We start from the raw sequence: 26,197 nt of genomic DNA, 5'->3' as shown, positions 1-26,197 counted from the left end.
GGGTTATCTGTGATTGAAGAGCTGTTACCGTATTACGAAAAACAACTACAGGAATTTGGACAACAGTCCCGTGAGTTTGCCAGTAAATACCCCAAAATCGCCCAGCGTTTGTCTTTAAACCAAGAACAAATAGATGACCCGCATATTGAGCGTTTAATTCAAGCCTTTTCTTTAATTTCTGCACGGATTGATAAAAAACTTGCAGATAGTTATGACGTTTTTACCCGATCAATTTTTGAGGTGATGTTTCCTCAATATTTAAAACCATTTCCTGCATGTTCTGTGGTGAGCTTCGAAGATATAAATAAAATTAAGCAATTAACAGATCGACACGTTATTCCAAAGGCGACCAGTCTAAAAGCCAAAAGTACGCGCGGTGTTCAATGTGAATATCAGACGGTACAAGAAGTCACATTATTACCGATTCAATTAAAACAGCTCAATTTCAAAACTCATCCATCGGCACATATGCATTTAAATCAAAATGCCACATTGAGCTTAGGATTTGAAATTTTTTCGAATAAGCACGCTTTACTCAAAAATGAAACTTTGCCGATCTTTTTAGACGCTATTTCTAATTTTCCTTTGCAGGTTTTGGATAGTATTTTTAAATCCACTACAAGTTTTTCGATTCGTGTAGGGCAGCACATTTTTGATATTGCCAATCCATTTGAAATTATGGGCTTTGATGAAGTTCAAAGTGTTCTACCTATCGATCAACATACGCATCATGCATATCGTTTATTGATGGAATATTTTTGTGTTCCTGAAAAATTCAATTTTTTAAATCTAAATCTAGATTTCATTAAGTTTTTAAGTTTAGAACATAGTGAATTTGATGTTCAAATGCACTTTAAACTCAATTTAAATGATCAAGCAGCGATTCGAAATTATTCTGAATTAAATGCTGCAAATTTTAAATTGTTTGCTACACCAATTGTTAATCTTTTCAATAAACAAGCAGAGCCGCAAAAGATTAATCATAAGCGAATGGAATATCCATTGGTGACAGATGCACACCATCCTGAATATTTTCAAGCCTATAGCATTTTAAAAATGAATATGGTGCGTGAAAAAAGTAACCAAGATGAAGTGTATTATCCGGTACTGCCTTTTTTTGCAATGAGTCATTATCATCAGGATAAAGTCCAGTTTTTTTATAGTTTAAATCCGCAGCAGATGAAGAATAAACATCAGGAATTAAACTATTCAATCATATCTCGTGCTTTAGACCCACATAGCACTCAGTCCGATTTTATTAGTACTGAACTACTATGTAGTAATCGTGAGTTACCTTACGAAAGTTATAATAAAGATCAAAATGCATTAACTCTGAATGATAGTAATTTGGCCCGTCGTGCTCTGATGCTCAAACGACCGTCGTTACCGTATTATTTTGAGCAAAATAAACAAGAACAGTGGCGGGTCATTTCACATTTATCTTTGAATAATATGTCTTTAATGAAAGGCGATGCGGTCTCTCATATTAAAGAACTTTTGGAATTGTATAATTTACCTAAATCGAAAGAAAACCAAATTATTATCGACTCCATAAAAAATATTCAGTTTTCTACCACACAGAAACTTGTAGATAGTAAACCGTTTCCATTATTTGTCAGAGGTTTAAAAGTACAGCTCGATATCGATGCGGATATATTTAGAGGGCATAGCCTGTATATATTTAGTCAATTGCTAGCCCATATCTTTAATTTAAAAGTCAATATGAACAGCTTTGTCGATGTCTCGGTTTTTGATGCAAATAGTCAACAGGAGTTATACCAATGCGTGCAGAACGTTGGTGGCAAGAAAGCTCTGTAATTGACGGACTTTTCCAAGAACCGAAAGCCTACGAGTTTGTTCAAGCTACTCGTTTGTTAAGACATGCACCTTATGGAGCAGCTCAAGTCCATTGGGCCAATGACTTTGAGTTTAATAGTTCACTTAATTTGAACTTCCCGAACACTGAAATTGAAAGTTTAGAGTTCAACGATGAGAAAGTTGAACTGACAAATTTAATGGTGGGTTTAACGGGTATTCAAGGTGCATTACCTTATAGTTATACCAATAAGATTAAGCTCAGCGGGCGACATCAGCGACACGAAACACAAAAGTTTTTAGGGCTGTTTAATCATAAATTAACAGCACATTATGTTGATGCCAGTTTAAATTATCATTTACCTATTCGTTATGAAATCGAGCAGGATAATCACTATCTTGATATTTTACATGCATTAAATGGTTATATCAGTAGCCAGCATGATCAGCCAGATTTAGATGATTATTTTGCTGAATTCTCAGGTTTAATGCAGGGGCAAAACAATACAGCTTATGCATTAAAAACCATGCTGAATTGTATCTTTAAGCAGAAATTTGATATTCGAGAATTTATCCCTGAAACTTTTGTATTTGAAGAAGATCAGAGAACATGTTTAGGTGGATCTCAGCCGAGCTTATTGGGGCTGAATACTTTTTGTGGTGAGAAGATTCAACAGATTGACGAAAAAATTGAAATCGTGATTGGACCTTTAAATCATGAAGATTATTTAACATTTTTACCGAATCAGGCACGCAGCCTAAAATTAAAACAAATGATTCAAACTTGGTGTAGTCCAACATTAATGGTGGATGTGCGCTTAATTTTACAAAAAGAAGAAATAAAACCGGTGTGTTTAAATTCTTTGAGCGGAATTGGTTTAGCTCAGGGAGCATTTTTACAGCCGAATAAACAGGTCGATAATACAGAAACCTGTTATGCCTTAATGGGGAATGCATAATAATGCTGAAATTAATAATTGGAACCTTTAGTACGCTTTTTGTTTTGTGTACTGCTTTCGTGATTTTTTACTGGCGAGATACAGGCTATGATCCGACGGCTTTCGATTTAGTCACATACTTTTTACTTCTTCCTTTAGCTTTATGTGCAATTATTTTGTCGCCTTATTTGCTTTACAAGGGCATTCAACATCAAAAAGAAAAAAAACTTGAAGCTGAAAAACGTGCAGAAGAACAAGCTGAGCAACAACAACTTGAGGCCATTGAACAAGCAAAACCGAAGCCTATTGATGTACAGCAATTTCGTTTAAATGTTTATTCTTCAGCGGCTTGGCATAGTTTTGGTGAAAACGAACAAATTATCCAAGATATTCAACAATTCAAAAGTCCTGAACTCGATGATAAGTTATTTAATGCATACGGTTTGCCTGTTCTTTCATTTCGAATCAAAGATTTAGATGAACTCACTAATGAAGAAGCAGATGATGAATATAGTGCCATCACCATGCGTGAAAAACGAATCCAGTCACTTATTCAGCAACAACTAGAGCAACACGTTGAAAGTCTATTTTTAATTGCAGAGCATCTGAAGCAATCAGCACTCTTTTATGATAGTGAATTGGCATATCAGTACCGTATGCATCCGGGTTGGGTGGATCCAGATTATACGCAAGATGAACATCCAGAACATTTGGCGAACAATGCACAGCAAGTTTCACGTCTAAATCGTATAAATGTTCATATTTTGCTTGCTGATAATTTGATTCATCAATGGAATGATGATTATGCTCAAATTATTCAGCAATATCTATCTGACGGATTTTCGATCATTCCCGAACAAATTCATATCGAGCCACATTTTATCGGCACTCAAGTCGCTTATTCAGAATGGTTAAGCATTTTAGAGATGATTTCAAAACAAAAGTTTGAAGTCAGTTTGATTCTGAATGCTGACTCTGAAATCGACCAAGAATGGATTGATGAAAAGATGTGGTTACAAGAAAAATACATTGCTGCAGAGTTTGCATCGAGTTGGTGTTTGGCTGCTTCAGACGTTCAAGTTCGAGGTTTAACTCCAAATAAAGTGCTACAAGTGGTGGCACATGAGCCTGAGTTGAAACGTAATTTAGAGCTTAAAGCACTGAATAATTTAGATCAGTATGATCAAGAACAACCCTTTTTATTGATGTTAGATGATGCAACAGATATGAAAGTGGTGAAAAAATTACAGCATAAATTTAATGAAACCGCGATTGAAACCTATCATTTTTTATATACAAAACAGAATCTTGGAAATACCCAGCAATTGGCAAAAATTTTTGGATTCATGTTGGGTATGCACTTGCCAGAAGAGTTAACTGCCATGATTTATAGCACAGACCAAGAATCGACATTTGCTTTTATTCAAGCATTTTCAGTAGAAGATGAACTTGAACAAGAAACTGTTTAATTAGAATTAAGACGAAATTGAGAACATTGTGAACACACTATTTTATACGATCCTCGGTTATGTTTGGCAGTACGTCACCAATCCTAAAGCGATGGTGGCTTTGTCATTTTTTGTGGCCATTGTGGCTATGCATAATTCGATTCCACAAAAGACTTTTTACATTGTGGTTGCTGTTTATATTCTCGGATTAATTCTGTGGGGTATTTATGAATTAGTGCAGCATTATCGTCATAAACAGCAAGGCGAAGAGCTGGCTGAGGCGATTGCCAAAGATAATGAAGCTGAATACGGCAAACAAAAGAATAAAGAAGAACTTGCGCTGATCAATCAGCAAATGAAAGACTCGATTCAACTTATCCGTAAATCAAAACTTGGCGACAAAAAGGGTAATGCAGCGCTATATGAATTACCTTGGTACATGGTGATTGGTAACCCAGCAGCGGGTAAAAGTTCAGCGATTTATAATTCTGGCCTTAGATTTCCATTTGAAGAAACTCATCAGAAAATGGTGTCAGCAGGTTTAAGTGGAACACGTAACTGCGATTGGTTTTTCTCTACAGATGGTGTGTTACTCGATACCGCAGGTCGATATTCTGTTTATGCCGAAGACCATTCAGAATGGTTAGGTTTCTTAAATATTCTCAAAAAAAACCGTTCTAAAGCACCAATTAACGGTTTAATCGTGATTGTTTCTGTGGCTGAGCTTGTCAGTCAAAGTCCTGAAAAATCAATCAAATTAGCCAAAAACTTACGCGCACGTATACAGGATTTGACTGAACGTTTAGAAATTTTTGCGCCAGTGTATATCGTTTTTTCAAAAATGGATTTGATTGCCGGCTTTACTGAATTTTTTGATTGTTATGATAAGGATGAATTTGATCAAGTTTGGGGTGCAACACTGCCTTATGATCCAGACTCATCTGAGCATGCCGTTGAGATGTTCGAAAAGCATTATTCAATTTTATACGATGGTTTGAAGAGCGTCAGTACTACGCACTTGAGTCGTCGTCATTCGCAAAATATTTCTCCAAGTGTAATGACATTTCCACTTGAGTTTAAAAGTTTAAAGCCAGTGTTAAAAACTTTTATTGGTACGTTGTTTCAAGACAACCCTTATCAGTTTAAACCAGTTTTCCGTGGGTTCTATTTCACCAGTGCGTTACAAGAAGGTGTGATTGAAAGTCCAATGACCGAGCAAATCGCTGAAGACTTTCATTTGGTGAAAAGTACGGATAGTGAGTTTGGCATTCCTACGAATTCTGTTTCGCAAGACCATGGTTATTTCTTAAAAGGACTCTTTTCAACCGTCATTTTAAAAGATAAAAATCTAGTTAAACAACATATCAATCCTGCACGTAAACGTCAGCGCTTTATGGCATTTATTGCTGCATTGTTATTGGTTGCTGTGGTGCTTGGGTTGTGGGTTTGGTCGTATCGTAATAACCAACAACTCGTGGCGGAAGTTCAGGCAGACCTAGATAAAGTTGTGCAAATGGAAAGCCGTAGCGGAAGTGAGCTTTCGACTCAATTGGATGCATTACTGATATTACAAGGGCATTTACAACAACTCGATCATTTTGATGAAGATCGTCCTTTGAAATACAGCTTTGGTTTATACCAAGGGAATAAAATCCGTGAAAAACTTAAAGTTGAGTATTTACGTGGTATTCAACAAATTGTATTGGCACCATCTCAGCAAAATATGGCGCAGTACTTACAACGCGTTAAAGCCAATGAAGCGACGTTGAAAGAAAATCACGTCAATGTGCAAATAACTCAAGCTGTGAAATCAAATCAGCCCTATTTAGAACCATCAGATACTAACCCTCAGGATGCATATAATGCACTGAAGGCTTATTTGATGATGAGCAATCATAAATATATGGAATCGAGCCATTTGAGTGACCAAGTTACTCGTTTCTGGCGTTCATGGTTAGATTCAAATCGCGGTCAAATGCCACGTGGGGAAATGATTCAAAAAGCTGAACAAGTTTTATCTTATGCGATGACTTTAGCTGCTGATCCTGCGTTCCCGCAAATGGAATCTGATCCTTTATTGGTTGATCAAACACGTCAATTATTGACGGCTGTTACTATGGGTATTCCTGCACGTGACCGCGTTTATAATGAAATTAAAATGCGTGGTTCGGTACGTTTCCCTGCAGTAACTGTGAAGCAAATTTTAGGTGAAACAGGCCAAAACAGCATGTTAGGTAGTTATGCCTTGCCGGGTATTTTTACTTACCAAGCATGGAATGATTATGTAAAAGATGCGATTAACCAAGCTGCGAATAATCCGACAGATACCCAAGATTGGGTACTCAATACCAATCGCTCTGATGACCTGACGTTTAGTGGTAGTCCAGATCAGATCAGTAAACAGTTAACCGAACTTTATAAGCAGGAATATATCGCTGAATGGCGTAAATTTTTAAATGCTGTGCATTATGGAAAAGGTGCAGATGTTGCTCAGCAGTCACGTTTTATCGATATTTTAGGTGAACCTGAGAATTCGCCAATTCGTAAAGTGGTGGACCGTATTGCGAAAGAAACCAGTTGGGATAATCCAATTGTTCAAGCAGAACTGGCTGCGCCTCAGAAAGGTTTTATTGCGTGGTTTAAACGTAAAGTCCTCAGCCGTGATGATGCGCAGCAGGCACAGCAAGTTGCTTCTAAAGCCGGTCAAGGTGTTATTGCAAAAGAATTTGATGTGTTCTATCAACTAGTTCGTAAGCGTGATGATCAGCAAAACAAATCTATTTTAGATGAATACATGCTGTCTTTGAGTCAAGTACGTAGTAAGTTCAATGATTTGAAGAGTGGCGGTGATATGGGACCTGCAAGCATGACATTGGTGAAACAAACCATCAATGATCAAAGCTCAGTCTTTAATAGCACACAAAAATTCGTAGATGAAAAAATGTCTGTGGGTCTAAATGAATTAGATCAACAGTTGATTCAAAAACTCTTTATGCAGCCAGTGACCCAGTCATTTGAAGTTCTGTTGATACCTGCTCAAAACGAAATAAATAAATTGTGGGCAATGCAGGCGTATCAACCATTTACAACCAATCTTGCGCCTAAATATCCATTTAATAGCAATGCTACTTTACAAGCGACCAGTTATGAAATTAGCCAAATTTTTGGTGAAAACGGAAGTATCGCTCGCTTTGTAAAAGAATATTTGGATCCATTGGTGATTCGTCGAGGCTATACCTTAACCACGAAAACATGGAAAGATTTGGGCATTGGTTTAAATCCACAATTTGTAGCGAACTTCCAACGCTATGTTGCGCCAAGTAATGGCGTTGCTACAGGGGAATTGAGTCAAGCAGCACCTGCGGCAACCAATCAATCGAACTTCCAGTTCTTCCCATTAGAAAATACACAGTTGCTTTCATATACCATTGATATTGATGGTCAGCGTATGGTGTATGAAAACGGTGTTCAGCAATGGGTGAACTTCGTTTGGCCAAATAAAGGGGCAATTCCGGGTGCACGTATTACTGCAATTGACTTGGAAGGTCAAACGCATACGATTTTTGATGAGCCGGGTGAATATGGTATTAACCGATTGATTGAAGGCGCTCAGCGTACACAAAATGGTAATTCATTTGAAATGGTGTGGCGTAGCAAACAAAATCCAAAAGTGTTTGTTAAAGTAAATTTCCGTTTAATTAGTGGTAACGCATCTGGCCCAACTACAGGTTCAGGCTATTCAGGTATGACTCTTGTTGATCAAGTGGTGACGAATAAAGGTGTTCGTGTCGTCGCAGCGCAAACGATGCCTGCAGGACAAGCGCCTGTAGCGCCACCAGCGACTTCACCGATGAGTGTTGTACAAGGAACAGCAACACCATGATGATGAATTTAAAAATGAGAGCGGTGGCATTCGTGCAAAAGAACAAGGAGTGTGACGATGTATGAAGTGAGAACGACACCGCTGTATTATGGAAAATGTCCAGCTCGTGGTGACTTCTTAAAGAGCCGTGAACAATATTCACTGATTCAGTTAATCGATCAGTGGATCACGGAGGCGCTTGAGTTCGCTATGCGTTCAGACAATTTTAATGCAGCGTATAACTCACTGCCTTCATTAGATTTCTTTATTGCCAGTCCAAAAGATAAGCGTTTTTTGGTTGCCAATTTGATTAGTAGTGAAGACAGTTCAAAGCGTCAATTTCCAATGGTGCTCGCTCATCTGCTAGAAATCGATGATCCTTTCGATAATATTTTGTATGCACCATATCGTTATAAACAAACCTTAATTGACTTATATCAGCGTAACCGAGTGATGCGTTCTATTCGCGATCCCGATATTTTGCTCGATAAATTAGGCAAACTGAATAACGAAATTCAAGTGTTCGGGACAGAAGAAACCTCTTCTTTTTATGAGCATCATACGTTGCATTCATTTGCACGTTTATTGAATTTTACGCCTTATCAGTTGGCGCAAAGCATGATTGGTCTCGGTTTGCTGCTACAACCGATTATTCATCAGGGTACGTCTCGGTTGAATAAAGTGCTGATCTTACCAATCAATAATATTAGTTACTGCTATGAAATTGCGGCTTTTTGGGTCAATTTAATTAGTCGTTTTGTCGAAAACCAAGATGCTGAGTTACTCATTGGCATCCTACACAGTGATTCACCTGTTTTACTGTTTGGTTTTCAAGGTGCTGATATTACTGCACTCAGTGATGTTTTTACCCAAAATATGCAAAGTGATCATTGGGTTTCCCTGATCGATGCCAGTTGGATTGATCCTTATCTTGAACAAAATGCAGGCTTAGCCGTTTTGGAACAGTCTTTGAGTGAGCGTCAGATCAGCCTTATTCATGGCATTAAACTTTTTAGACAGACTTTTATAGAAGAATAATGATGCAAAGAATCTTACCAATGTTGCCCAAATTTATTGCGAGTGTATGCATTTTAGGTTGTTCGACTTTGCTTTGGGCAGAGCCTATTGTGATTGAAGGTGCTGTACCGAATGAAGCAACCAAGCAAGAAATATTAAATAAAGCCTATTTGACCTATGGTCAGGCAAATGTGGTTGATAAAATTCAGGTTCGAGCGGTTACAGCACCTAATGGTTGGGGTAATAGCGTAAGCCAAATGATTAATGATGACCTAAAAAAAGTAAAACAGGGGAAACTCTCTGTACGCGGAACGCAAGTCGATTTAAGTGGCAAGATGTCAAATCAAAATGATATCCAACCCACGACCACCAAGTTTCAGTCTTTGGTCACAGCACCTTTTCGTTTCAATGCACAGCTTTCTGTCAATCAGGCTGAACAAGCCATTATTGATGCGGCTTTACGTAATCGTATTATTGAATTTGAATCGGGCAGTGCTATTTTAGCGCCATCTGGGGTACAGATCTTAGATGAAATGGTTGTCGCACTGAACCGCGTCGGTGGGAAAAAAGTACGAATTATTGGTCACACAGACAGTTCGGGCAATCCTGAGAAAAACTTAAGTTTAAGCCAAGATCGTGCTAATGCGGTTAAAAACTACCTGATTTCAAAAAATATTGCGGCGGCGAATTTAAGTACTGAAGGGATGGGATCAAATAAGCCTGTAGCAGACAATGCTACGCCTGAAGGTCGTAAGAAAAACCGTCGTATTGAGTTTGAAGTACTGTAACTATGTTAACTTAACTACAACGGCTAATACTATGAATGAACCCAGTGTATCTAGACTGGGTTTTTTTATGCCAATTGACTCAGTCGATTATTTGATAACTGAAAACGACATTTTTTAAAGCAGCAGTGTTATAACTAAATAAGACTATATTTTGAATAAAGCTTTAATTTTTGCATTTTATACCACTAAAGCATTCATATTTTGAGCAATAAAACAGTGGATTCTAAAATCAATTAAGGTTAAAACATAAGAATCAGTTTTGGATATGCGTTTCATATCTACTGCTTTCAACCTTGTCGATGAAGAATAATCACTTTTGACATGGTGCAAAGTTTTAAAAAATCTGCAGGACAGTGTGGAAAAACAACAACTCAATATGGATGAATGTGGGAGCAAAGAATGCTTGGTAATATGATGTTTAAACCGCTTTTGATTAGTAGCATGATTGAACATGCGGGTCGCTATCATGCGGATAGTTTAGTCATTTCAAAAAATACAGACACGACGATTACGAAAACCACTTGGGGTGATGTCCATAAAAATTCAAAACGATTTGCTAATGTTCTTGCATCTCTCGGTTTAAATTTAGGGGATCGTGTTGCGACCATCGCTTGGAATAACCACCGCCATTTAGAGTCTTGGTACGCTATTTCAGGTAGCGGCTATGTTTGTCACACCATTAATCCGCGTTTATTTCCAGAACAATTAATTTTTATCATCAATGATGCCGCAGACCGCGTCATGTTATTTGATAAAACCTTTTTGCCTTTAATCAAAGCAGTAAAACCACTATTAAAATCTGTTGAACATTTTATTTGTTTAGATGCACCAGATGCAGCGATTGTCGAAGCGGTGCCAGAAGTTAAATTTTATGATGAACTCATCGCGGCGCAATCTGCAGACTATACATGGCCAGAATTAGATGAATTATCGGCTAGTTCGTTATGTTATACCTCGGGTACCACAGGCAATCCGAAAGGCGTGCTGTATAGTCATCGTTCAACAGTCTTACACAGTTATGCGATTTGTATGCCGGATTCATTAAATATCTCAGCGCGAGATATTATGATGCCTGTTGTGCCGATGTTCCATGTCAACGCATGGGGTACGCCATATGCTGCGGCAATGGTGGGATGTACTTTAGTGCTGCCAGGCCCAGGTTTAGATGGAGCAAGCCTGACGCAAATGATTGATGACTATAAAGTATCCGTTGCATTGGGTGTTCCAACGATTTGGCAGGGTTTAATTAATGCTGCGCAACAAGCGGGTAGTCAGCTTGAAAGTTTAGTGCGTAATGTGGTGGGTGGATCTGCTTGTCCTCCTGCGATGTTAAAAGTGTTTAAAGAACAATTTAACTGTGAAACGATTCATGCTTGGGGAATGACCGAAACCAGTCCATTAGGTTCTTCAAACCAATTTAAAGCCAAACATTTGTTATTATCTGAAGAAGAACAATTACAAGTACGATTGTCACAAGGTCGTCCACCATTCGGGGTCGATTTACGTATTACCGATGAAGAAAACGGTACACACGAAGTTGCACGTGATGGCGAAACGACGGGTAATTTACAGATCCAAGGGCATTGGATTATTGGCAATTACTTTGGCAAAACAGAATCTGCATTAACCTCAGATGGTTGGTTTGATACCGGGGATATTGCAACCCTGAACGAAGATGGTTTCTTAAAAATTAGTGACCGTTCAAAAGATTTGATCAAATCGGGCGGTGAATGGATTTCTTCAGTTGAGTTAGAAAATTTAGCTATGGGACATCCTAAAATTGCAATGGCAGCAGTGATTGCAGCGACTCATCCAAAATGGGATGAGCGTCCTGTATTGATTGCAATTAAAAAGCCAGATGTCGATTTATCTGATACAGAAATTTTGGATTATTATGCAGATAAAGTCGCTAAATGGCAGGTGCCAGATAAAGTGATTTTCGTGGATGCTATTCCATTGAGTGGAACAGGTAAAATGCTGAAAAAAGATCTACGTGAGCAATTTGGTGCTGTATTACTAGAAAGCTAACTAATATAAGTCACTAACTAAATGTTGGTAAGGAGCAAAACGCAAAGGTAACATGCCTTTGCGTTTTTTTATAAAAACTTAAATTTTGATAAATAACATATGCTTAATATGAGGTTTTTAAATAAATTTTTTTCAACGAATCCATAACCAAGTTCAATGAATAATCTAGCCGTGTTGGGTCGCATTCAATTCAATAAAAGCGTAAATTGATGAGGCATCCACCGTTAAACCACCTTTCTTATGTTTCCAGTTTGGATCTTATTCACTTTAATGGCTGCTTTTATGCAGTCATGGCGCAATGCATTTCAAAAACAACTCAGTACCACTGTTGATGTGTATGGTGTTACCCTTGCTCGGTTTATTTTTGGGCTCCCATTTGCCTGCATTTATTTATTTGTGCTGTACCAACAACAGCCTGTGACTCAGGTGACCAAATTTACACCTATGTTTTGGGTCTATGTGGTGATTGCAGGACTAAGTCAAATTTTAGCGACGATTTTAATGGTCTTGCTTTTTAAACAAAAGAATTATGCCATCGGTGTCGGTTTAGCGAAAAGTGAAGCCATCTTTGCGGCCATAGTGGGGGTGATTTTCTTAAGTGAACATTTAAGTTTATTTGGTTGGATTGGTGTTTTGGTTGGTGGCATAGCCGTTTTTCTTTTAAGCAAAGGTTCTCAACGACAAAAGTTATCTTTGCCAACTTTATGCATCGGTGTAGGGAGTGGATTAAGTTTTGCCATTACCTCTTTATTGGTTCGTGAAGCCAGTTTAGAGCTAAGTGATTTACCGACTTTGCATCGTGCGGCGTGGGTATTGTTGAGTGTAATTGGCTTTCAATGTGTGATTATGCTGCTGTACCTCAGTCTATTTAGCCGCAAAACGCTCATTGCCATGTGGGAGAGAGTCGGTCTGACCTTTCGCGTTAGTGTCTGTAGCTTTCTAGCATCGTTGGGCTGGTTTACTGCCATGAGCATGCAAACGGTTGCGATTGTTAAAACCCTAGGTCAAATCGAAATATTATTTAGTCTATTAATCTCTGCCTTTTTCTTTAAGGAAAAACTCGCAAGAACTGATCATTGGGGTTTAGCCTTAGTGGTGATTGCGGCCATTATGGTGATTTGGGCTTAATGTGTGCTTTAAACATTCATGAAAGCAAATAGAGGCCGAATTTAAGTCAGTTTTTCGAATATATTTTTAATTAAAATATGGGAAAAATTAATGTTTACTAAGATATTTATCATGGAATTGTTTATGATTTAAAAGATGATTAAACTTTGAACATGATTGAAAATGCTCAAGTTGTTCAATTTATATATTTATTTTTCTAATTTTAGCGTTAAATTTATTTTAATTATTTTTTATTTATATTGCCAAAATAAACAATGTATTGATGGGAGGGCTTAAATTTGGAAATACTCATACAAACATTATCCTTCCCAGCATTGTTAACGATTTTAGCTTCGGCTTTAGGCTGTGGATTGCTCATCGGTTTGGAGCGTCAACGTAACAACAATTTAGACAGTGAACAGAGCTTTGCCGGTTTACGCTCATTTACCATTTGTGCATTGTTAGGAGCACTGTGTTTTTTAATCCATTTAGCTGTTGGTGTGCTCGGTGCAATTGTCGTCAGTATGTTTAGCTATTATGGATTAAGCCAACAAAAACAAGATATTGGCACAACCACAGAACTTGCTTTTGTTATGACCTATTTAATCGGCGCTGCTTGTGTTTTTAATATTCCATTGGCTGCGTGTTTGGCTGTGGTGCTGACCCTCATATTATTTGGAAAAAAAGGCTTACATCATTTTGCAGCACATTGGATCAAAGACTATGAGTTAAGAGATGGGGTCTTTTTACTGGCATTGATCCTAATTGCCTTACCTTTAACTCCAAATCAAGCCTATTGGGGTTCAGTATTAAATCCCTATGTGATTTTAAAATTACTGATATTGATCTTGGTGGTGCAGTCATTAGCACACATCGCCAAGCGGCTTCTATCTTCTGATAAAGCGATTATTTTATCGGCCTTGGCATCAGGTTTTGTGTCGAGCACAGCAACAATCGCAAGCTTAGGCATGGAAGTACGAGCAGGAAAAGCCAGTGCCAAAAGTAATGCAGGGGCAGGACTTTTTTCATGTGTTGCGACATTGGTTCAACTTTTGATCATTGTCCTTGGGGTGAGTTTTGCTTGGTTTAAAATATTAGTTATACCAAGTATCATCGGCATCTTGATATTGGTCCTTGCTGCGTTATATCTGATTTATGGCTCATCTCAAGTTCAACATAATAAAGAGTCAGAACCTGAAATGCTTCGTGTAGAGGCGAATGAAACAGTGCCGTTAGAAAATACTGATAGTCGAATGTTTAGCTTAAAACAGGCGGCAATCATTGCCATCACGCTTACTTTGATCCAAGCACTTGTTTATGGATTAAATCTCGCTTTAGGTGATAAAGGCTTAATTTTAGGGACATTATTAGCATCACTCTTTGAAGTCCATGCAGCTATGGCAACCGTGGTGATGCAAGGTAATATCGACAATTTAACATTGGTTTATGCTGTGGTGATTGGATTATCAGCCCATGCGATTTCAAAATGTGTGAATGCATTTCTCACAGGTGGATGGAAATATTTTCTATATTTTGCACCAACACAGTTACTTCACATGCTGTGCCTAATCGCGGTTTTGTTATTCAGTTTAAGATAATCAGAGGCAATTAACTGCGCCATATTATTCATGACGCAATTGCATTAATTTTGCTTTTATTTGTGGCCAACTGGTTGAAATCCAACATACCAGCGAACCTAATGTCACCAAAATGGCACCATGCCAAAAACTTAAACTCAGTGGTGTCTGTAATATAAACATTGAAATAACCGAAGAAAAAATCGGACTAAAATACGATAAAGTCACCAATATCGTAATATTGCCTTTTATAATACCTACATTCCACGCTGCATAGCCCAATGCAGTCACGATGGACACGATTAACATATACATACCGGTATGTAAGTCTACGGTAGGCATTCGCGGAATACCGTGAAATATCAACATTTTTAGCCATAGTATAATGGTAATTACGACGAAAAAGAATGAAATAGGGTTATGTCCATGACTGTATTTACGTGTAATCACACAGTAGAGTGACCATAAACTAGCGCCCATAAAAGCAAGAAAATAGCTTAATGGATTGGACTGAATGTTGGTAAAGACTGTAGACCAGTTAAAACTTCCGTTAACAGTTTGGATTAAAATAATGCCACCCAAACTAATGGCTAAACCAATGATTACGAAAAAGTTAAATTTTAATTCTTTAAATAATATTAACGCGGCAATTGTCAGACTCGGCCATAAATAATTGACCAAACTGATTTCAATCGCTTGTTGAGCTGTTTGAGCCAAAGCAATGGCATACGAAAAACACAACTCATAAATCACAAATAAAAGGGTGGCATATATCAAAAATTGGCGCGGAACCAGTTTAAGGTTTGGAATTTTAAATAAGAGCAATAGAATAATTGCGCTCAAGGTATACATAAAGAGCACAGCAAGATCAGGGCCAATACTGAAACTAATTTTCTTAAGTAAACCAACAATAGAAGACCATTGTAAGATTGCACTGAATCCAATCAGCGTTGCAAGATTTTTGGACATGATTGCTCGAAGATTTCGCAAATAGCGAATGAATTTTTAATTTTTATTATAGTCTTTATTCAGTCGTTTAGTATAAGCGTGAAATTATCAAACTCTATTTAATTAAAAAGATTTAGAGCTCGTCGTACGTCAAGAGCAGCATGGCGATGAACTAGGTTTAGGTTCTGGCTTATTAACGCACGATTTAAAACTTGGACAATGTATTCATGCCTATATTCGCGCGAATCCAAATTTTCACTTAGCAGAGGGCGTTAAGTCGGCAATTATGATTGGCAATGGCTCAGGAATGGCGGGTTTGCTTTCACATCTTAAGCAACGTGTCGCAACAGAGCACTATCAAAACTGGTTAATTTATGGTGAGCGTCACAAGATTTCGATGCAATTTTTGCTGATGAACTGCATAAATTACAAAACCAAGGTAAAATTGCAGAAATCGATCGGGTATTTTCTCGTGATGGATTTGCTGAAAAGTATGTGCAAGATGTCCTAGTTGTAAAAAAAGCTGAATTGATTGATTGGCTAGAGCAAGGGGCTTGTCTCTATATCTGCGGCAGTTTGAATATGGCTAAAGCGGTAGATGCCACTTTGCAAGAGATACTGGGCATTGAACAACTGCATACACTGCGTAAAGCAGGTCGTTACCGCCGTGATGTGTATTAAATAATTGATGTCTACTGAAGAAGTAAAGTAATGATGCAGTTCGTAATGAGATGGATCGATAGTTTAAAAAGGAATAATAATGGATAAATTTGTAATTAGAGTTTATCACGATTATAAAAGGCTAATTATAGCTATTTTTTTTATTATTGAGTTTTTGATTTTTTTAATAAAGTACTACTTTTTTGGGATAGGTTTCTGGAGTTTTATTGGTGCAGTAGTTTTTTTTATTATCTTTGTTGATCTAATTTATAATGGGAGTTATTTGTTGATCGGGAAGATAAAAAAAGAAAGTGAAGTTTATGAATATTATATTAGGTTTATCTATATTTTTGTAATTTATTTATTTTCAATATATTGCATTGTTGAGTGAAGAGTAAAATTTAAAAAATATGAGTAAATATTTTTTTTAATTTTTGTAGAATTTTGCTCGTTTATGGCTCTATTGCATAAAGATTCTTAAGGCAGACCATCATAAGTCATTAAAACTTAAGTAACTTACTTGGATATGAGGTGGGCCTAATCAAAATCTTTTGTCTTCTCCAAAGCAGGGATTAATCAATTGCTAGCCAATCTTATTGTTTGAATCTATAATTTAGAGCTGAGCAAAAAATGAATTATGAAAGAAGTCTAATGATTTAATTGAATTAGAGTAGGGGGAAGAATGGATAGTGGAGACTACCCATTCTTGGAGAATGATTAAGCGCTTACGCGGCGACGCTCAATTTCAGTCGTAGGTGCAGTAGTAGTTTCTTTTACAAGTTCAATATTGAACTGAATATGTTTAAATGGCTTATCTACACCGCGACATGCAATTTCTGCTTCATCGGTCACGTCAACAGCAGTTGCGACCAGACCATCACGTGTAGCGAATGCAAAGTCGTCCCAAAGATATTCATCACCTTCAATATTAAATTGAGTTGTTAATTTTCGATATCCAGGTGCAGATACGAAATAATGAACATGAGAAGGGCGATTACCGTGTCGACCTAGTTTATTCAACACAAATTGGGTGGTCCCTTCTGGAGGGCAACCATAACCGACTGGCATAGTCGTTTGAGCGACATATTTACCATCTTGATCAGTAAAAATTGTACGACGGAGATTAAACTCTGATTGAGACTTATCAAAGAAGGAATAATTCCCTAAGCTGTTGGCATGCCATACTTCAACTTTGGCGCCTTCAATAATATTTCCCTCAGCATCCGTTACGGTACCTTCAATAAATAAGGTGTCGACTGTATCTAGTTCTGATCCATCGTCCATACGTGCGAAGCCTACAGATTCAGGTGCCCCAGTAACGTATAGAGGACCTTCAATTGTACGTGGTGTACCCCCAGTAATACCGGCTTTTGCATCAGCTTCATCCGCACGAAGGTCTAAGAAATGTTCTAAGCCTAGACCTGCAGCAAGAAGTCCAAGTTCATTGGCTTGGCCAGCATCTGTAAAATATTCAAGACCTTTCCAAACTTCTGATTGAGATAAGTCTAGATCTTCAATTGCTTTAAATAGATCTGAAACCAAACGAACAACAACTTGCTGTACACGTGCATCTACAGATCCAGTTGCAGTGTCTACGTTCATTTTTTTAACTAAAGCATCGATTTCTTGATGGTTCATGCTACTTACTCCTTAAGTATTTTTTGTTAATTAGGACAATTCTTACTTTTGAAAAAAAATCTTGTCCTAGTCCTTCTTGCTAACTGTTTTTCGTGTTTATAAATTGATCTCAAAATTTTGAAATAAATTAAGTATCATCATCTCGAATTGAAGATGGATGACGATTTAATGCCATGACTTCAATCTTCATAAACGGATAAAGTGGCAAACCTTGTAAAAGGTTATGTAGCTCTTCATTAGTTTCGACATCAAAAATACTGATATTCGAGTACTGACCTGTAACTCGCCAAATATGACGCCATTTGCCTTGGCGTTGCAGCTCTTGTGAGTATACTTTTTCATTAGCTTTAATTTCGTTAACTTGTGCTTCAGGCAAGTCACGAGGAATATTTACATCCATTCGTACATGAAACAGCATATTCCACTCCTTAATCCGTTACAGTGTCGCTTATTTGCGGCGAAGGTTATCGATTTTGTCTTCATCCATTTCAATGCCGAGTCCTGTGCCTTGAGGCAGGTGTAATGCAAAGTCATGGTATTGCAATGGTGTTTTCAGAATTTCTTCAGTGAGCAGTAATGGGCCAAACAGTTCGGTACCAAATGCCAGATTTTCAAAGGTCGAGAACAGGTGAGCAGAAGCAATCGTTCCTACACAACCTTCTAGCATGGTGCCGCCATACAGGTCGATCCCTGCAAGGTTAGCCACAGTGGCTACATCACGGCCTTCAAGCAAACCACCCGATTGCGCCACTTTGACTGCAAATACCGATGCTGCATTGGTACGTGCCAGTTTATAAGCACTACTTGGCCCCATCAGTGATTCATCGGCCATGATGGCAATATCAAAGCGACGAGTCAGACGTTCCATGGCATCAATATTGTCAATAGCACATGGCTGTTCGATCAGATCGACACCACCGTCTTGCAGCAAGGTAATGCCTTTAATAGCATCCAGTTCTGACCAGGCACGGTTCACATCAACACGAATAGAGACTTCATCGCCGAGAGCTTTTTTGATCGCTAGTACATGTTCAACATCGGCTTCAACCGCACGAGAACCAATTTTTAGCTTGAAGAAGTTATGGCGTTTCGCTGCCAGCATTTTCTGTGCTTCTGCGATATCTTTTTCTGTATCCCCAGAGGCCAGTACCCAAAGCACTGGAACGTTATCACGTAAACGGCCACCGAGTAGTTCAGATAAAGACAAACCTAGACGCTGTGCCTGAATATCTAGCAGGGCTGTCTGAATAGCACATTTTGCAAAACGGTTGCCATTGATGTTCTTTTTTAGAACTTGCATGGTTTGTGCAATATTCTGTTTATTCAGCGACTTCAGTAGTGGGCTAAAATATGTATCAATATTGGTTTTGATACTTTCTGGGCTTTCTTCACCATAGCCTAAGCCACCGATTGTGGTTGCTTCCCCCCAGCCAATCAACCCGTCCTGAGTTTCAATTTTGATCAGCACCAATGTTTGGGTCTGCATTGTGGCTACTGCCATTTTGTGAGGGCGTATGGTTGGGATATCGATAAGCAACGTTTCTATTGATCTGAACATATCGCTATATAATCCATTATTCGATATCACATACCATATTTGAATTTATTTTGCGAAAATAGGCTATAAATAGTATTTTAATATACTTAAAAAGTATTTAATGGGGCGATTCAATGGAACTGAAAACTTTAAAATATTTTGTAGCGGCTTTGTTGCATAAATATGTAAGCATCTGATTTAAATAAATTTAATTTTGGATCAAAAAATAATCAAAATCTTTAAAATCATATGGTTATGAAATCTTTGTGCAACAAAGCCGTGTCAAACCAAATTGAAATATTTCCTCGATTTATTAATGCTCGATTATAAGAAGACCAATTGGTGGTACGATAAATTTTAGGTGCAGGCTTGTTCATTTGGAAATTATATTGTGGAATAAGCCCTTAACGATAGGTTTGTGCAACAAAGCCTATATGAGTTAAAAGTCGAATGTGGGCGTGCTAAGCAGAACAAATATAATAAAAAAGATTTATTAATCGATGGTAAATGGGTTGCAGAAGATGAATGGTTAATTCCAGGTTACATTCGACCAAGTGAAATAGTAGGAAAGAAAAAAGTATGATTAAGGTGATAAAGACTAAAGATCTTAGTCCAGAGGATATCCCAGATTCCTATCATTGGGATAGCTTTGTTAAACTTGCATTAAGCTTTGATTCATCATTAGAAAAAAAAGATTGGATTCAAAGTGATTACATAGATAGGACAAGACTACCTATATTATCTGATTCTATTATAGGTTTAAGAGAGTATCTATATAGTCTGCAACGAATAAACAATCAATATATTCGAGATGAAAATGAATTAAAAGAGAGAGTAGAGTATGTATACAAAATTTTAAGAAAAAAAATTAGAAAGCTAAGATGAATAAAGAATAATTGTATTAATCATCGGCTTTGTTGCATAAAGATTTTAAAGATAGAGCTTTCATAAGTTGTTCAAATTTAAGTGACAACTTGGGTATGAGGCCGGCCGAGCTCCGCAAACTTATTTAAGATGGCCACACGTGCATGAATCTCGTTGACTTGGCTGTCAAAATTTCGAGCACTGAGTTTATCGCCTAATAATTTGATGCAGTGCATCTTGGTTTCAACCAGACTTCGCTGATGGTAGCCCGACCATTTTTTCATAGTGTCCTGCCTAAACGTTTAACAGTGCGAAGTACTTCATTTCGCTCTAGCGAATGAACTTTTTTATCTTTCCATGGTTTCGCATTTTTTCTAGGTGGTATCACTGCATGTGCTTGCCGATCTGCAATGACCTGTCGACATTGCTTGGTGTCATAAGCTCCGTCTGTATAGACTGAATCAATCTGCTCTTCCACCGAGATTTGATCCAGTAAATCACCAAGTACTTGCGAATCACTCACGTTATTGGTTGTAAGCTGAACAGCTCGTATTTGTAGGGTTTTAGCATCTATACCAATATGAAGTTTACGCCATTGGCGACGATATTCAGGTCCATGTTTCTTGCGCTTTCATTCGCCCTCACCTAGAAACTTCATGCCTGTAGAGTCCATGAGTAGATGCAGCCCATCGCTACTTTTTTGGTAGCTCATTACAATATCAATATGCTTTTGTCTTCTACAAAGCGTGGTGTAATCTGGAGCTATCCAATTTAATCCGCAAAGTTTAATCAGACTTTGCACAAAGCCAGTAACCATACGTAAAGACAGACGAAATAAGGATTTAATTATTAAGCAGCATTGGATGGCTGCGTCGGAGTAGGTTTGATTTCGCCCTTGTTTGCCTTTTGATGGAGCATACCATTGCGTAGCAGGATCAAACCAAAGGGCAATATTTCCGCGACTCATGAGTGCTCGGTTATATGCGGGCCAATTGGTTGTGCGGTAGATTTTGTGTGTAGGTTTCTTCATTTGAAAATTATATCGCTGAAAAAGCCTTTACAGATAGGTTTGTGCAACAAAGCCCTTTTGAGTAGTTCATGCAACAAGGATAACCGAATACAGCTTATAGATCGGTACGAAATATAATCACCGAGTTGGTTGTTTTTTGATTTATGCAAGATGTCTATTAAAAACTTTATAGGAGTTTTTTTGTTATATCAGGACATTTTATTGGGAGAAATAATTTCCAAAAAATCAGGTGTGGTTCAGTTAGTCATTGCTGATCATAGGTATATCTACCTATACAAATAAGTATTCTTATAGATTCTGTCAGTTTTTTTCTTATCACATTACACGATTTTGACTATTACTCCTTAGCTTTTGCCTGATAAAAGCACAGATTCATCCTTATATTTCCCTGCCATGTTTCAGGTCTAGATTAAGTCATGAGCTTAAAGTCCGATAAACAAAGACTTTAGAAATTAGGGGAATGCTGTAAATGGTAAGAAAATATCTGAAAACAGTGGCATTGACCACATGTCTTTTCAGTAGTGCAAGTTTAGCGCTTGCCGCTGAAAATGGCGGAAGTGCTTATCCTGATGGAACAGAGAGTTTTTTTGGTGGAGCAATGCCACCACCTGGGATGTATCTCGTCAGTTATAACCAATACTACAACGCAGATAAATTTAAAAATGATCATCCAGTATTTGATGATTTTAAAATTGATACTTTTGCCACAGTTGCTCGTGGTGTCTATGTCAGTGACAAAACATTTTTAGGCGCGACATGGGGCATGCATGCATTCCTTGTATATGCCCATGCAGATCTTACATTAGGTGGTCGTCAAGATGATCACATGGCAATGGGTGATCTCATTATCGATCCATTCTTATTGGGTTGGCATAAAGGAGATTGGCATGTAGCGACAGGTATCGACTTTTATATTCCAGTTGGCTCTTACAACAAAAATAGACTCGCGAATATTGGACGTAACTATTACACCATTCAACCAATTATCTCAACCACATACTTAAATAAACAAGGTATCGAAGTCAGTACAAAGTGGATGTACGACATCAATTTCGAGAATAAGGATACCAACTATGAATCGGGCAACGCTTTGCATGTCGATTACTTAGTCGCTAAACACATGGGACCTTTGGCGGTTGGTGTTGGTGGTTATATCCACCGTCAGATTGAAGGTGACTCAGGTGAAGGTGCTGTTTTAGGTGACTTTAAAGCTAAAGCAGCAAGCATAGGTCCGCAAGTTCGCTATCAATTCCCTAAAGGGTATGCAATCGCAGCGAAATATCAAAAAGAATTTGATGTTGAAAACCGACCAGAAGGTCAGAAGTTCGCAATTGATATCACCATCCCATTTTAAAACATTGTTACCTAAACATTAGAGCAAGCATATAGAGGTAAGGCCATGAAAATTAAGAATCAAGAATATGCAGCAGGCAGTGCTGGAGCTGTCGATTATTTAGTGGTGAATGAGTTTTCAGGCGGTATTGTGGGACCAAGCCAACGTATGCTGGGACCTTTAAAAAATGGTGGAACGTTAAAAACAGGCACACCGCCTGGCTGTTGGGGTCCAATGATTACACCTGCATTCCAAGGTGGTCATGAAGTGACACTCCCTGTCTTTATTGAAGGTGCAGAGGTAGGTGATGCTGTTGCTTTAAAGATTAAGGATATGCATGTCACTTCTACAGCAACCTCATCGGGTGTGATGCAATTTGTTGAAGGGCGTTATAAAGGAGATCCATTTGTCGCGAAATATTGTGAGGCATGTGGTACTGAACAGCCTGTAAGTTATGTAGATGGGATTGGCGACGATGCGATTCACTGTAAAAACTGTGGGGCAGAAGTCAGTGCTTTTCGCTTTTCACATGGTTATGTGATTGTGTTGGATGAAGAAAACAAAGTGAGCTTGACGGTCAACCAAGAGATTGCCAACAAGTTAGCTGGTAATGCCAATGAGCTTTCTGCATTACCTGAACATGCAGCGCAACATTCAATCTTGTCGCTTGCACGTGCTGACATGCCAGGGGTTGCTGCGCATATGCGTCCATTCCTCGGCAATATTGGTACGACACCTTCACGTGACTTACCAGACTCTCACAACTGCCATGACTTTGGTCAGTATTTGATTGATGCACCGCATAAATTCGGAATGACTGAAGAAGAACTTATCGCAGCCAAAACAGACGGTCACATGGATACCAATTCGATTCGTCCAGGCTGTATTTTGATTTGTCCTGTGAAAGTACCAGGTGCAGGTGTCTACATGGGGGATATGCATGCGCAACAAGGCAATGGTGAAATTGCAGGACATGCCACGGACGTTTCAGGCGAAACAGAATTACAAGTAGAAGTGATTAAAGGCTTAACAATTGACGGCCCAATTTTACTTCAAGCACCAGATGACTTACCACCAATGGCACGTCCATTTACCAAGGAAGAGCGTGAAAAAGTGAAAGCTTTAGGTGCGCGTTGGGGACAAACTGAGATTGAGGAAAGTGCTCCAATCACATTTATGGGAACAGGTAAGAACCTCAATGATGCAACGGACAATGCTTTAAATCGAGCGGCAAAAGTCACAGGTTTAAGTGTGGATGAGGTCATGAACCGTTGCACCATTACAGGCTCTATCGAAATCAGCCGTTTACCAGGAATGGTACGTGCAACCTTCTTATGCCCAATGCCAATTTTAGAAAAACTGGGGATCGCAAACTTAGTTCGCGAACATTACCAACTTTAATTCATCACGTGAATGGTGGTTGATTAGCGTGTTTCAAACGCTGTTCACAAATAAGCATGAAATTTACTGAACTTAAAACTTAGAAAGAGAACTTGAACAGGAGTGTCCTATGAACAGTAATGCAAAACTTCGTTGGGGCGATTTATATCCAGAACTTGGTATTGAGCCGATTCCAACCGAACCATGTATTTCACCAGAGATCTATCAAGAGGAAATTGAAAAGGTTTTCTCAAAAGTCTGGTTGAAAGTGGGGCGTGTAGAAGAAATACCAAATAAAGGTGACTACAAAGTTAAACGCTTAGATTTTGCTAAAACCTCAGTCATTTTAATGCATGGCAAAGATGGTGAAATCCGTGGATTTCATAACATTTGTTCACACCGTGGCAATAAAGTTGTGGTGGAGACTGGCAATGAAACTTTTGGTTCAAATAAAGCTGCAGTCGTGACTTGCCGTTTCCATGGCTGGGTTTACGATGCTAAAGGTGATTTGGTCAGCGTGCCGGAAGAAGAAAAATTCACTTCTTGTTTTGATAAAGGTCATAACGGTTTGGCGCCTATTCGTACTCAAGTTTGGGAAGGCTTTATCTTCATCAATTTGGATAATGACGGCACTCAATCTATTGAAGAATTCCTCGGTGATATGGGTAAACATTTAGGGGGTTACCCTTTTCATGAAATGGAAGAGTGCTTTGCCTATAACACCTTATTAAATTGTAACTGGAAAGTCGCTCATGACGCATTTGCTGAAGCCTATCACGTTACAACCATTCATGCTGGCTCTTTCCCGAATGTCTTTGCTTCAGGCCTACAGGAAGTACAGTTGTTTGGTGATCACCGTACCTGTGCAGTGTGTCTGACCAAGAATGCCAATCCAAAACCTGCTGCAGCATTGTCGGGCGAGATTACAGGTGCCTCTTTAGTCAATCACTATGAACGTGTTCAGTTACCAAAAACAGTCAATCCAAATGACCGTGATGACTTCTCTTTCGAACTGTCTGTCATTTTCCCAAACATTTTGGTGCACGTGACTGAAGGGGTGTGGTTTACGCATCAATTCTGGCCAGTTGGGCACAATCAAACACGTTGGGAAGGTCGTTATTACATTCCTAAAGCGAAAACTTATTCGGAGCGTTGGGCACAAGAATTTGCACAAATCTTACAACGTAACGCTTGGTTAGAAGACACCGCAACCATGGAAGACACTCAAGCAGCCCTTGAATCTAAAGCAAAAAAAGTGATGCACCTTCAAGATGAAGAGATCTTGATTCGTCACGGTTACCACGTACTTGAACAATATTTAAATCGCGCATAAGGAGAATGCACATGTCAAACATCATTTCACAGTTGCCAGCTGACTTTGCAAGCTTAGAACCTTTTGTTGCGAAATGGGCTTTAGGAACGGGTAAGCAACGCCATGAAGCGCGTTTGAACTCAACCAAAGAAGAATTGCAAGCATTTTACGATGCTATTTTGCCCGAAATGCGCAAGCTACTTGCCGCACTCGATCAATATGCCCTAGGGACCTTACCTGAAGAGCTTCATAAGTTGTATTGGTTAAGTCTCAGCTTTGCTGAAGTTGCACCACACATCGAGCTTTATAAGGGTTCAGTTGGCGTACCGTATGCATTTGCGGAGAACCGTTTCATTTATGAAACTGGTGACGTGGTCAACGTTTAAGAGGAATACAGGATGAGCCAGCACAATCTAGAACAGCGTTTGCATTATCTGGAGGCCTGCGAGGCGATTCGTGGCCTGATCGGTCGCTATGCAACAGCGGCTGATCAGCGCAACAATTCAGCCATTTTACAGCATGTATTTCACCAAAATGCCGTTTGGTGTGCTAAGGGTTTTGGGGAGTATCAAGGACGTCAAAATATTTTAGAGGCATTGTCCAATATTGCAGAGGCTCAAGTGTTATGGAGCTTACATATTATGGCCATGCCCGATATACAGCTCCTAGATCAAGACCATGCAAAGGCAACTTGGATGTTATGGGAAGTCTGTAATTTAGCCGAGGAATCAACAACAGCAGCAACAGATCAAGTTAAATCTGCAACGACCTGTTGCTTAGGTGGATTTTATAAAACAGAAGTAAGTCGGAATGAGCAGGGTGAATGGAAATTTGAACGCGTCGAATTGAATTTGACCTTCAATCAACCCTATCCGAACACAGTTAAATAGGCACTGAATCAATACGGCCTAAAGG

Annotated in this window: 21 protein-coding genes and 2 pseudogenes; 17 read left to right on the top strand and 6 right to left on the bottom strand. The window is 38.6% G+C overall.

Annotation, left to right across the window (positions count from 1 at the left end; translation table 11 throughout):
* The first annotated feature begins 9 nt into the window (after positions 1 to 9).
* The 9 genes from tssF (at position 10) to M5F03_RS01595 (ending at position 14,601) form a co-directional block, all read left to right on the top strand.
* The gene (gene tssF, locus M5F03_RS01635) at positions 10 to 1,818 is read left to right on the top strand and encodes a type VI secretion system baseplate subunit TssF (protein WP_180102273.1); all 1,809 of its coding nucleotides are present in this window, start codon (positions 10 to 12) and stop codon (positions 1,816 to 1,818) included.
* The gene (tssG, locus tag M5F03_RS01630) at positions 1,782 to 2,774 is read left to right on the top strand and encodes a type VI secretion system baseplate subunit TssG (RefSeq protein ID WP_180095180.1); all 993 of its coding nucleotides are present in this window, start codon (positions 1,782 to 1,784) and stop codon (positions 2,772 to 2,774) included. Before tssF ends, tssG begins: the two co-directional genes overlap by 37 nt.
* 2 nt (positions 2,775 to 2,776) lie before the next feature.
* Positions 2,777 to 4,222, top strand: a complete 1,446-nt coding sequence (locus tag M5F03_RS01625) for a hypothetical protein (protein WP_180133785.1) — start codon at positions 2,777 to 2,779, stop codon at positions 4,220 to 4,222.
* Between the two features lie 28 nt (positions 4,223 to 4,250).
* On the top strand, positions 4,251 to 8,084 hold the full coding sequence (gene tssM / locus M5F03_RS01620) for a type VI secretion system membrane subunit TssM (protein WP_249706132.1): 3,834 nt from the start codon (positions 4,251 to 4,253) through the stop codon (positions 8,082 to 8,084).
* 57 nt (positions 8,085 to 8,141) lie between these two features.
* Positions 8,142 to 9,101, top strand: a complete 960-nt coding sequence (tagF, locus tag M5F03_RS01615; protein ID WP_078190765.1) for a type VI secretion system-associated protein TagF — start codon at positions 8,142 to 8,144, stop codon at positions 9,099 to 9,101.
* Between the two features lie 20 nt (positions 9,102 to 9,121).
* Positions 9,122 to 9,868 carry an OmpA family protein gene (locus M5F03_RS01610; protein ID WP_249679969.1) on the top strand — a complete coding sequence of 249 codons (747 nt, stop codon included), beginning with the start codon at positions 9,122 to 9,124 and terminating at the stop codon, positions 9,866 to 9,868.
* A gap of 399 nt (positions 9,869 to 10,267) precedes the next feature.
* The gene (locus M5F03_RS01605) at positions 10,268 to 11,896 is read left to right on the top strand and encodes a long-chain-fatty-acid--CoA ligase (protein WP_180079167.1); all 1,629 of its coding nucleotides are present in this window, start codon (positions 10,268 to 10,270) and stop codon (positions 11,894 to 11,896) included.
* Between the two features lie 240 nt (positions 11,897 to 12,136).
* Entirely contained in the window at positions 12,137 to 13,024 is an 888-nt protein-coding gene (locus M5F03_RS01600; protein WP_249706130.1) for a DMT family transporter, read from the top strand.
* A 278-nt stretch (positions 13,025 to 13,302) separates the two neighbouring features.
* Complete coding sequence (locus M5F03_RS01595) at positions 13,303 to 14,601, top strand: MgtC/SapB family protein (protein WP_180128025.1); 1,299 nt, start codon at positions 13,303 to 13,305, stop codon at positions 14,599 to 14,601.
* Between the two features lie 24 nt (positions 14,602 to 14,625).
* Here M5F03_RS01595 and yddG read toward each other — a convergent pair whose 3' ends face one another.
* Complete coding sequence (gene yddG / locus M5F03_RS01590; protein WP_180102280.1) at positions 14,626 to 15,549, bottom strand: aromatic amino acid DMT transporter YddG; 924 nt, start codon at positions 15,547 to 15,549, stop codon at positions 14,626 to 14,628.
* A 474-nt stretch (positions 15,550 to 16,023) separates the two neighbouring features.
* On the opposite strand from yddG, the gene M5F03_RS01585 reads away from it, so the two are divergent.
* Positions 16,024 to 16,209, top strand: coding sequence for a ferredoxin reductase domain-containing protein (locus M5F03_RS01585; RefSeq protein ID WP_249706128.1), 186 nt, complete (start codon positions 16,024 to 16,026; stop codon positions 16,207 to 16,209).
* A 696-nt stretch (positions 16,210 to 16,905) separates the two neighbouring features.
* On the opposite strand, the gene catA is transcribed toward M5F03_RS01585, so the two are convergent.
* The 4 genes and pseudogenes from catA to M5F03_RS01565 all read right to left on the bottom strand — a co-directional run.
* On the bottom strand, positions 16,906 to 17,826 hold the full coding sequence (gene catA / locus M5F03_RS01580) for a catechol 1,2-dioxygenase (RefSeq protein WP_249706126.1): 921 nt from the start codon (positions 17,824 to 17,826) through the stop codon (positions 16,906 to 16,908).
* A 127-nt stretch (positions 17,827 to 17,953) separates the two neighbouring features.
* The gene (catC, locus tag M5F03_RS01575; protein WP_180079175.1) at positions 17,954 to 18,244 is read right to left on the bottom strand and encodes a muconolactone Delta-isomerase; all 291 of its coding nucleotides are present in this window, start codon (positions 18,242 to 18,244) and stop codon (positions 17,954 to 17,956) included.
* Positions 18,245 to 18,274: 30 nt separating this feature from the next.
* Entirely contained in the window at positions 18,275 to 19,384 is a 1,110-nt protein-coding gene (locus tag M5F03_RS01570; protein WP_180079176.1) for a muconate/chloromuconate family cycloisomerase, read from the bottom strand.
* A gap of 260 nt (positions 19,385 to 19,644) precedes the next feature.
* Positions 19,645 to 19,740, bottom strand: a pseudogene (locus tag M5F03_RS01565) (IS5/IS1182 family transposase); the annotation flags it as partial.
* A 41-nt stretch (positions 19,741 to 19,781) separates the two neighbouring features.
* Between M5F03_RS01565 and M5F03_RS01560 the strand changes: the two are divergent.
* Together M5F03_RS01560 and M5F03_RS01555 are read left to right on the top strand one after the other, a co-directional pair.
* Complete coding sequence (locus tag M5F03_RS01560) at positions 19,782 to 19,946, top strand: hypothetical protein (protein WP_180079177.1); 165 nt, start codon at positions 19,782 to 19,784, stop codon at positions 19,944 to 19,946.
* The gene (locus M5F03_RS01555) at positions 19,943 to 20,248 is read left to right on the top strand and encodes a hypothetical protein (RefSeq protein WP_218949578.1); all 306 of its coding nucleotides are present in this window, start codon (positions 19,943 to 19,945) and stop codon (positions 20,246 to 20,248) included. Before M5F03_RS01560 ends, M5F03_RS01555 begins: the two co-directional genes overlap by 4 nt.
* A gap of 77 nt (positions 20,249 to 20,325) precedes the next feature.
* On the opposite strand, the pseudogene M5F03_RS01550 reads toward M5F03_RS01555, so the two are convergent.
* Positions 20,326 to 21,257 (bottom strand): annotated as a pseudogene (locus M5F03_RS01550) (IS5 family transposase).
* 469 nt (positions 21,258 to 21,726) lie between these two features.
* Here M5F03_RS01550 and M5F03_RS01545 point away from each other — a divergent pair.
* From M5F03_RS01545 to M5F03_RS01525, 5 genes are all read left to right on the top strand, one after another.
* Positions 21,727 to 22,611: a SphA family protein gene (locus M5F03_RS01545; protein ID WP_180109971.1), complete on the top strand. Its 885-nt coding sequence runs from the start codon at positions 21,727 to 21,729 to the stop codon at positions 22,609 to 22,611.
* Positions 22,612 to 22,656: 45 nt separating this feature from the next.
* The gene (locus M5F03_RS01540; RefSeq protein ID WP_249706124.1) at positions 22,657 to 23,991 is read left to right on the top strand and encodes an acetamidase/formamidase family protein; all 1,335 of its coding nucleotides are present in this window, start codon (positions 22,657 to 22,659) and stop codon (positions 23,989 to 23,991) included.
* A gap of 109 nt (positions 23,992 to 24,100) precedes the next feature.
* Entirely contained in the window at positions 24,101 to 25,303 is a 1,203-nt protein-coding gene (locus tag M5F03_RS01535; protein ID WP_225543735.1) for an aromatic ring-hydroxylating oxygenase subunit alpha, read from the top strand.
* 11 nt (positions 25,304 to 25,314) lie between these two features.
* Positions 25,315 to 25,668, top strand: a complete 354-nt coding sequence (locus M5F03_RS01530) for a hypothetical protein (protein ID WP_179998700.1) — start codon at positions 25,315 to 25,317, stop codon at positions 25,666 to 25,668.
* A gap of 12 nt (positions 25,669 to 25,680) precedes the next feature.
* On the top strand, positions 25,681 to 26,172 hold the full coding sequence (locus M5F03_RS01525; RefSeq protein WP_180024901.1) for a nuclear transport factor 2 family protein: 492 nt from the start codon (positions 25,681 to 25,683) through the stop codon (positions 26,170 to 26,172).
* The last annotated feature ends 25 nt before the right edge of the window (positions 26,173 to 26,197 follow it).

This window comes from Acinetobacter amyesii, from assembly GCF_023499985.1.
GTDB classification, from domain to species: Bacteria; Pseudomonadota; Gammaproteobacteria; order Pseudomonadales; family Moraxellaceae; genus Acinetobacter; species Acinetobacter amyesii.
This window is presented reverse-complemented; position numbering and strand designations above follow the sequence as displayed.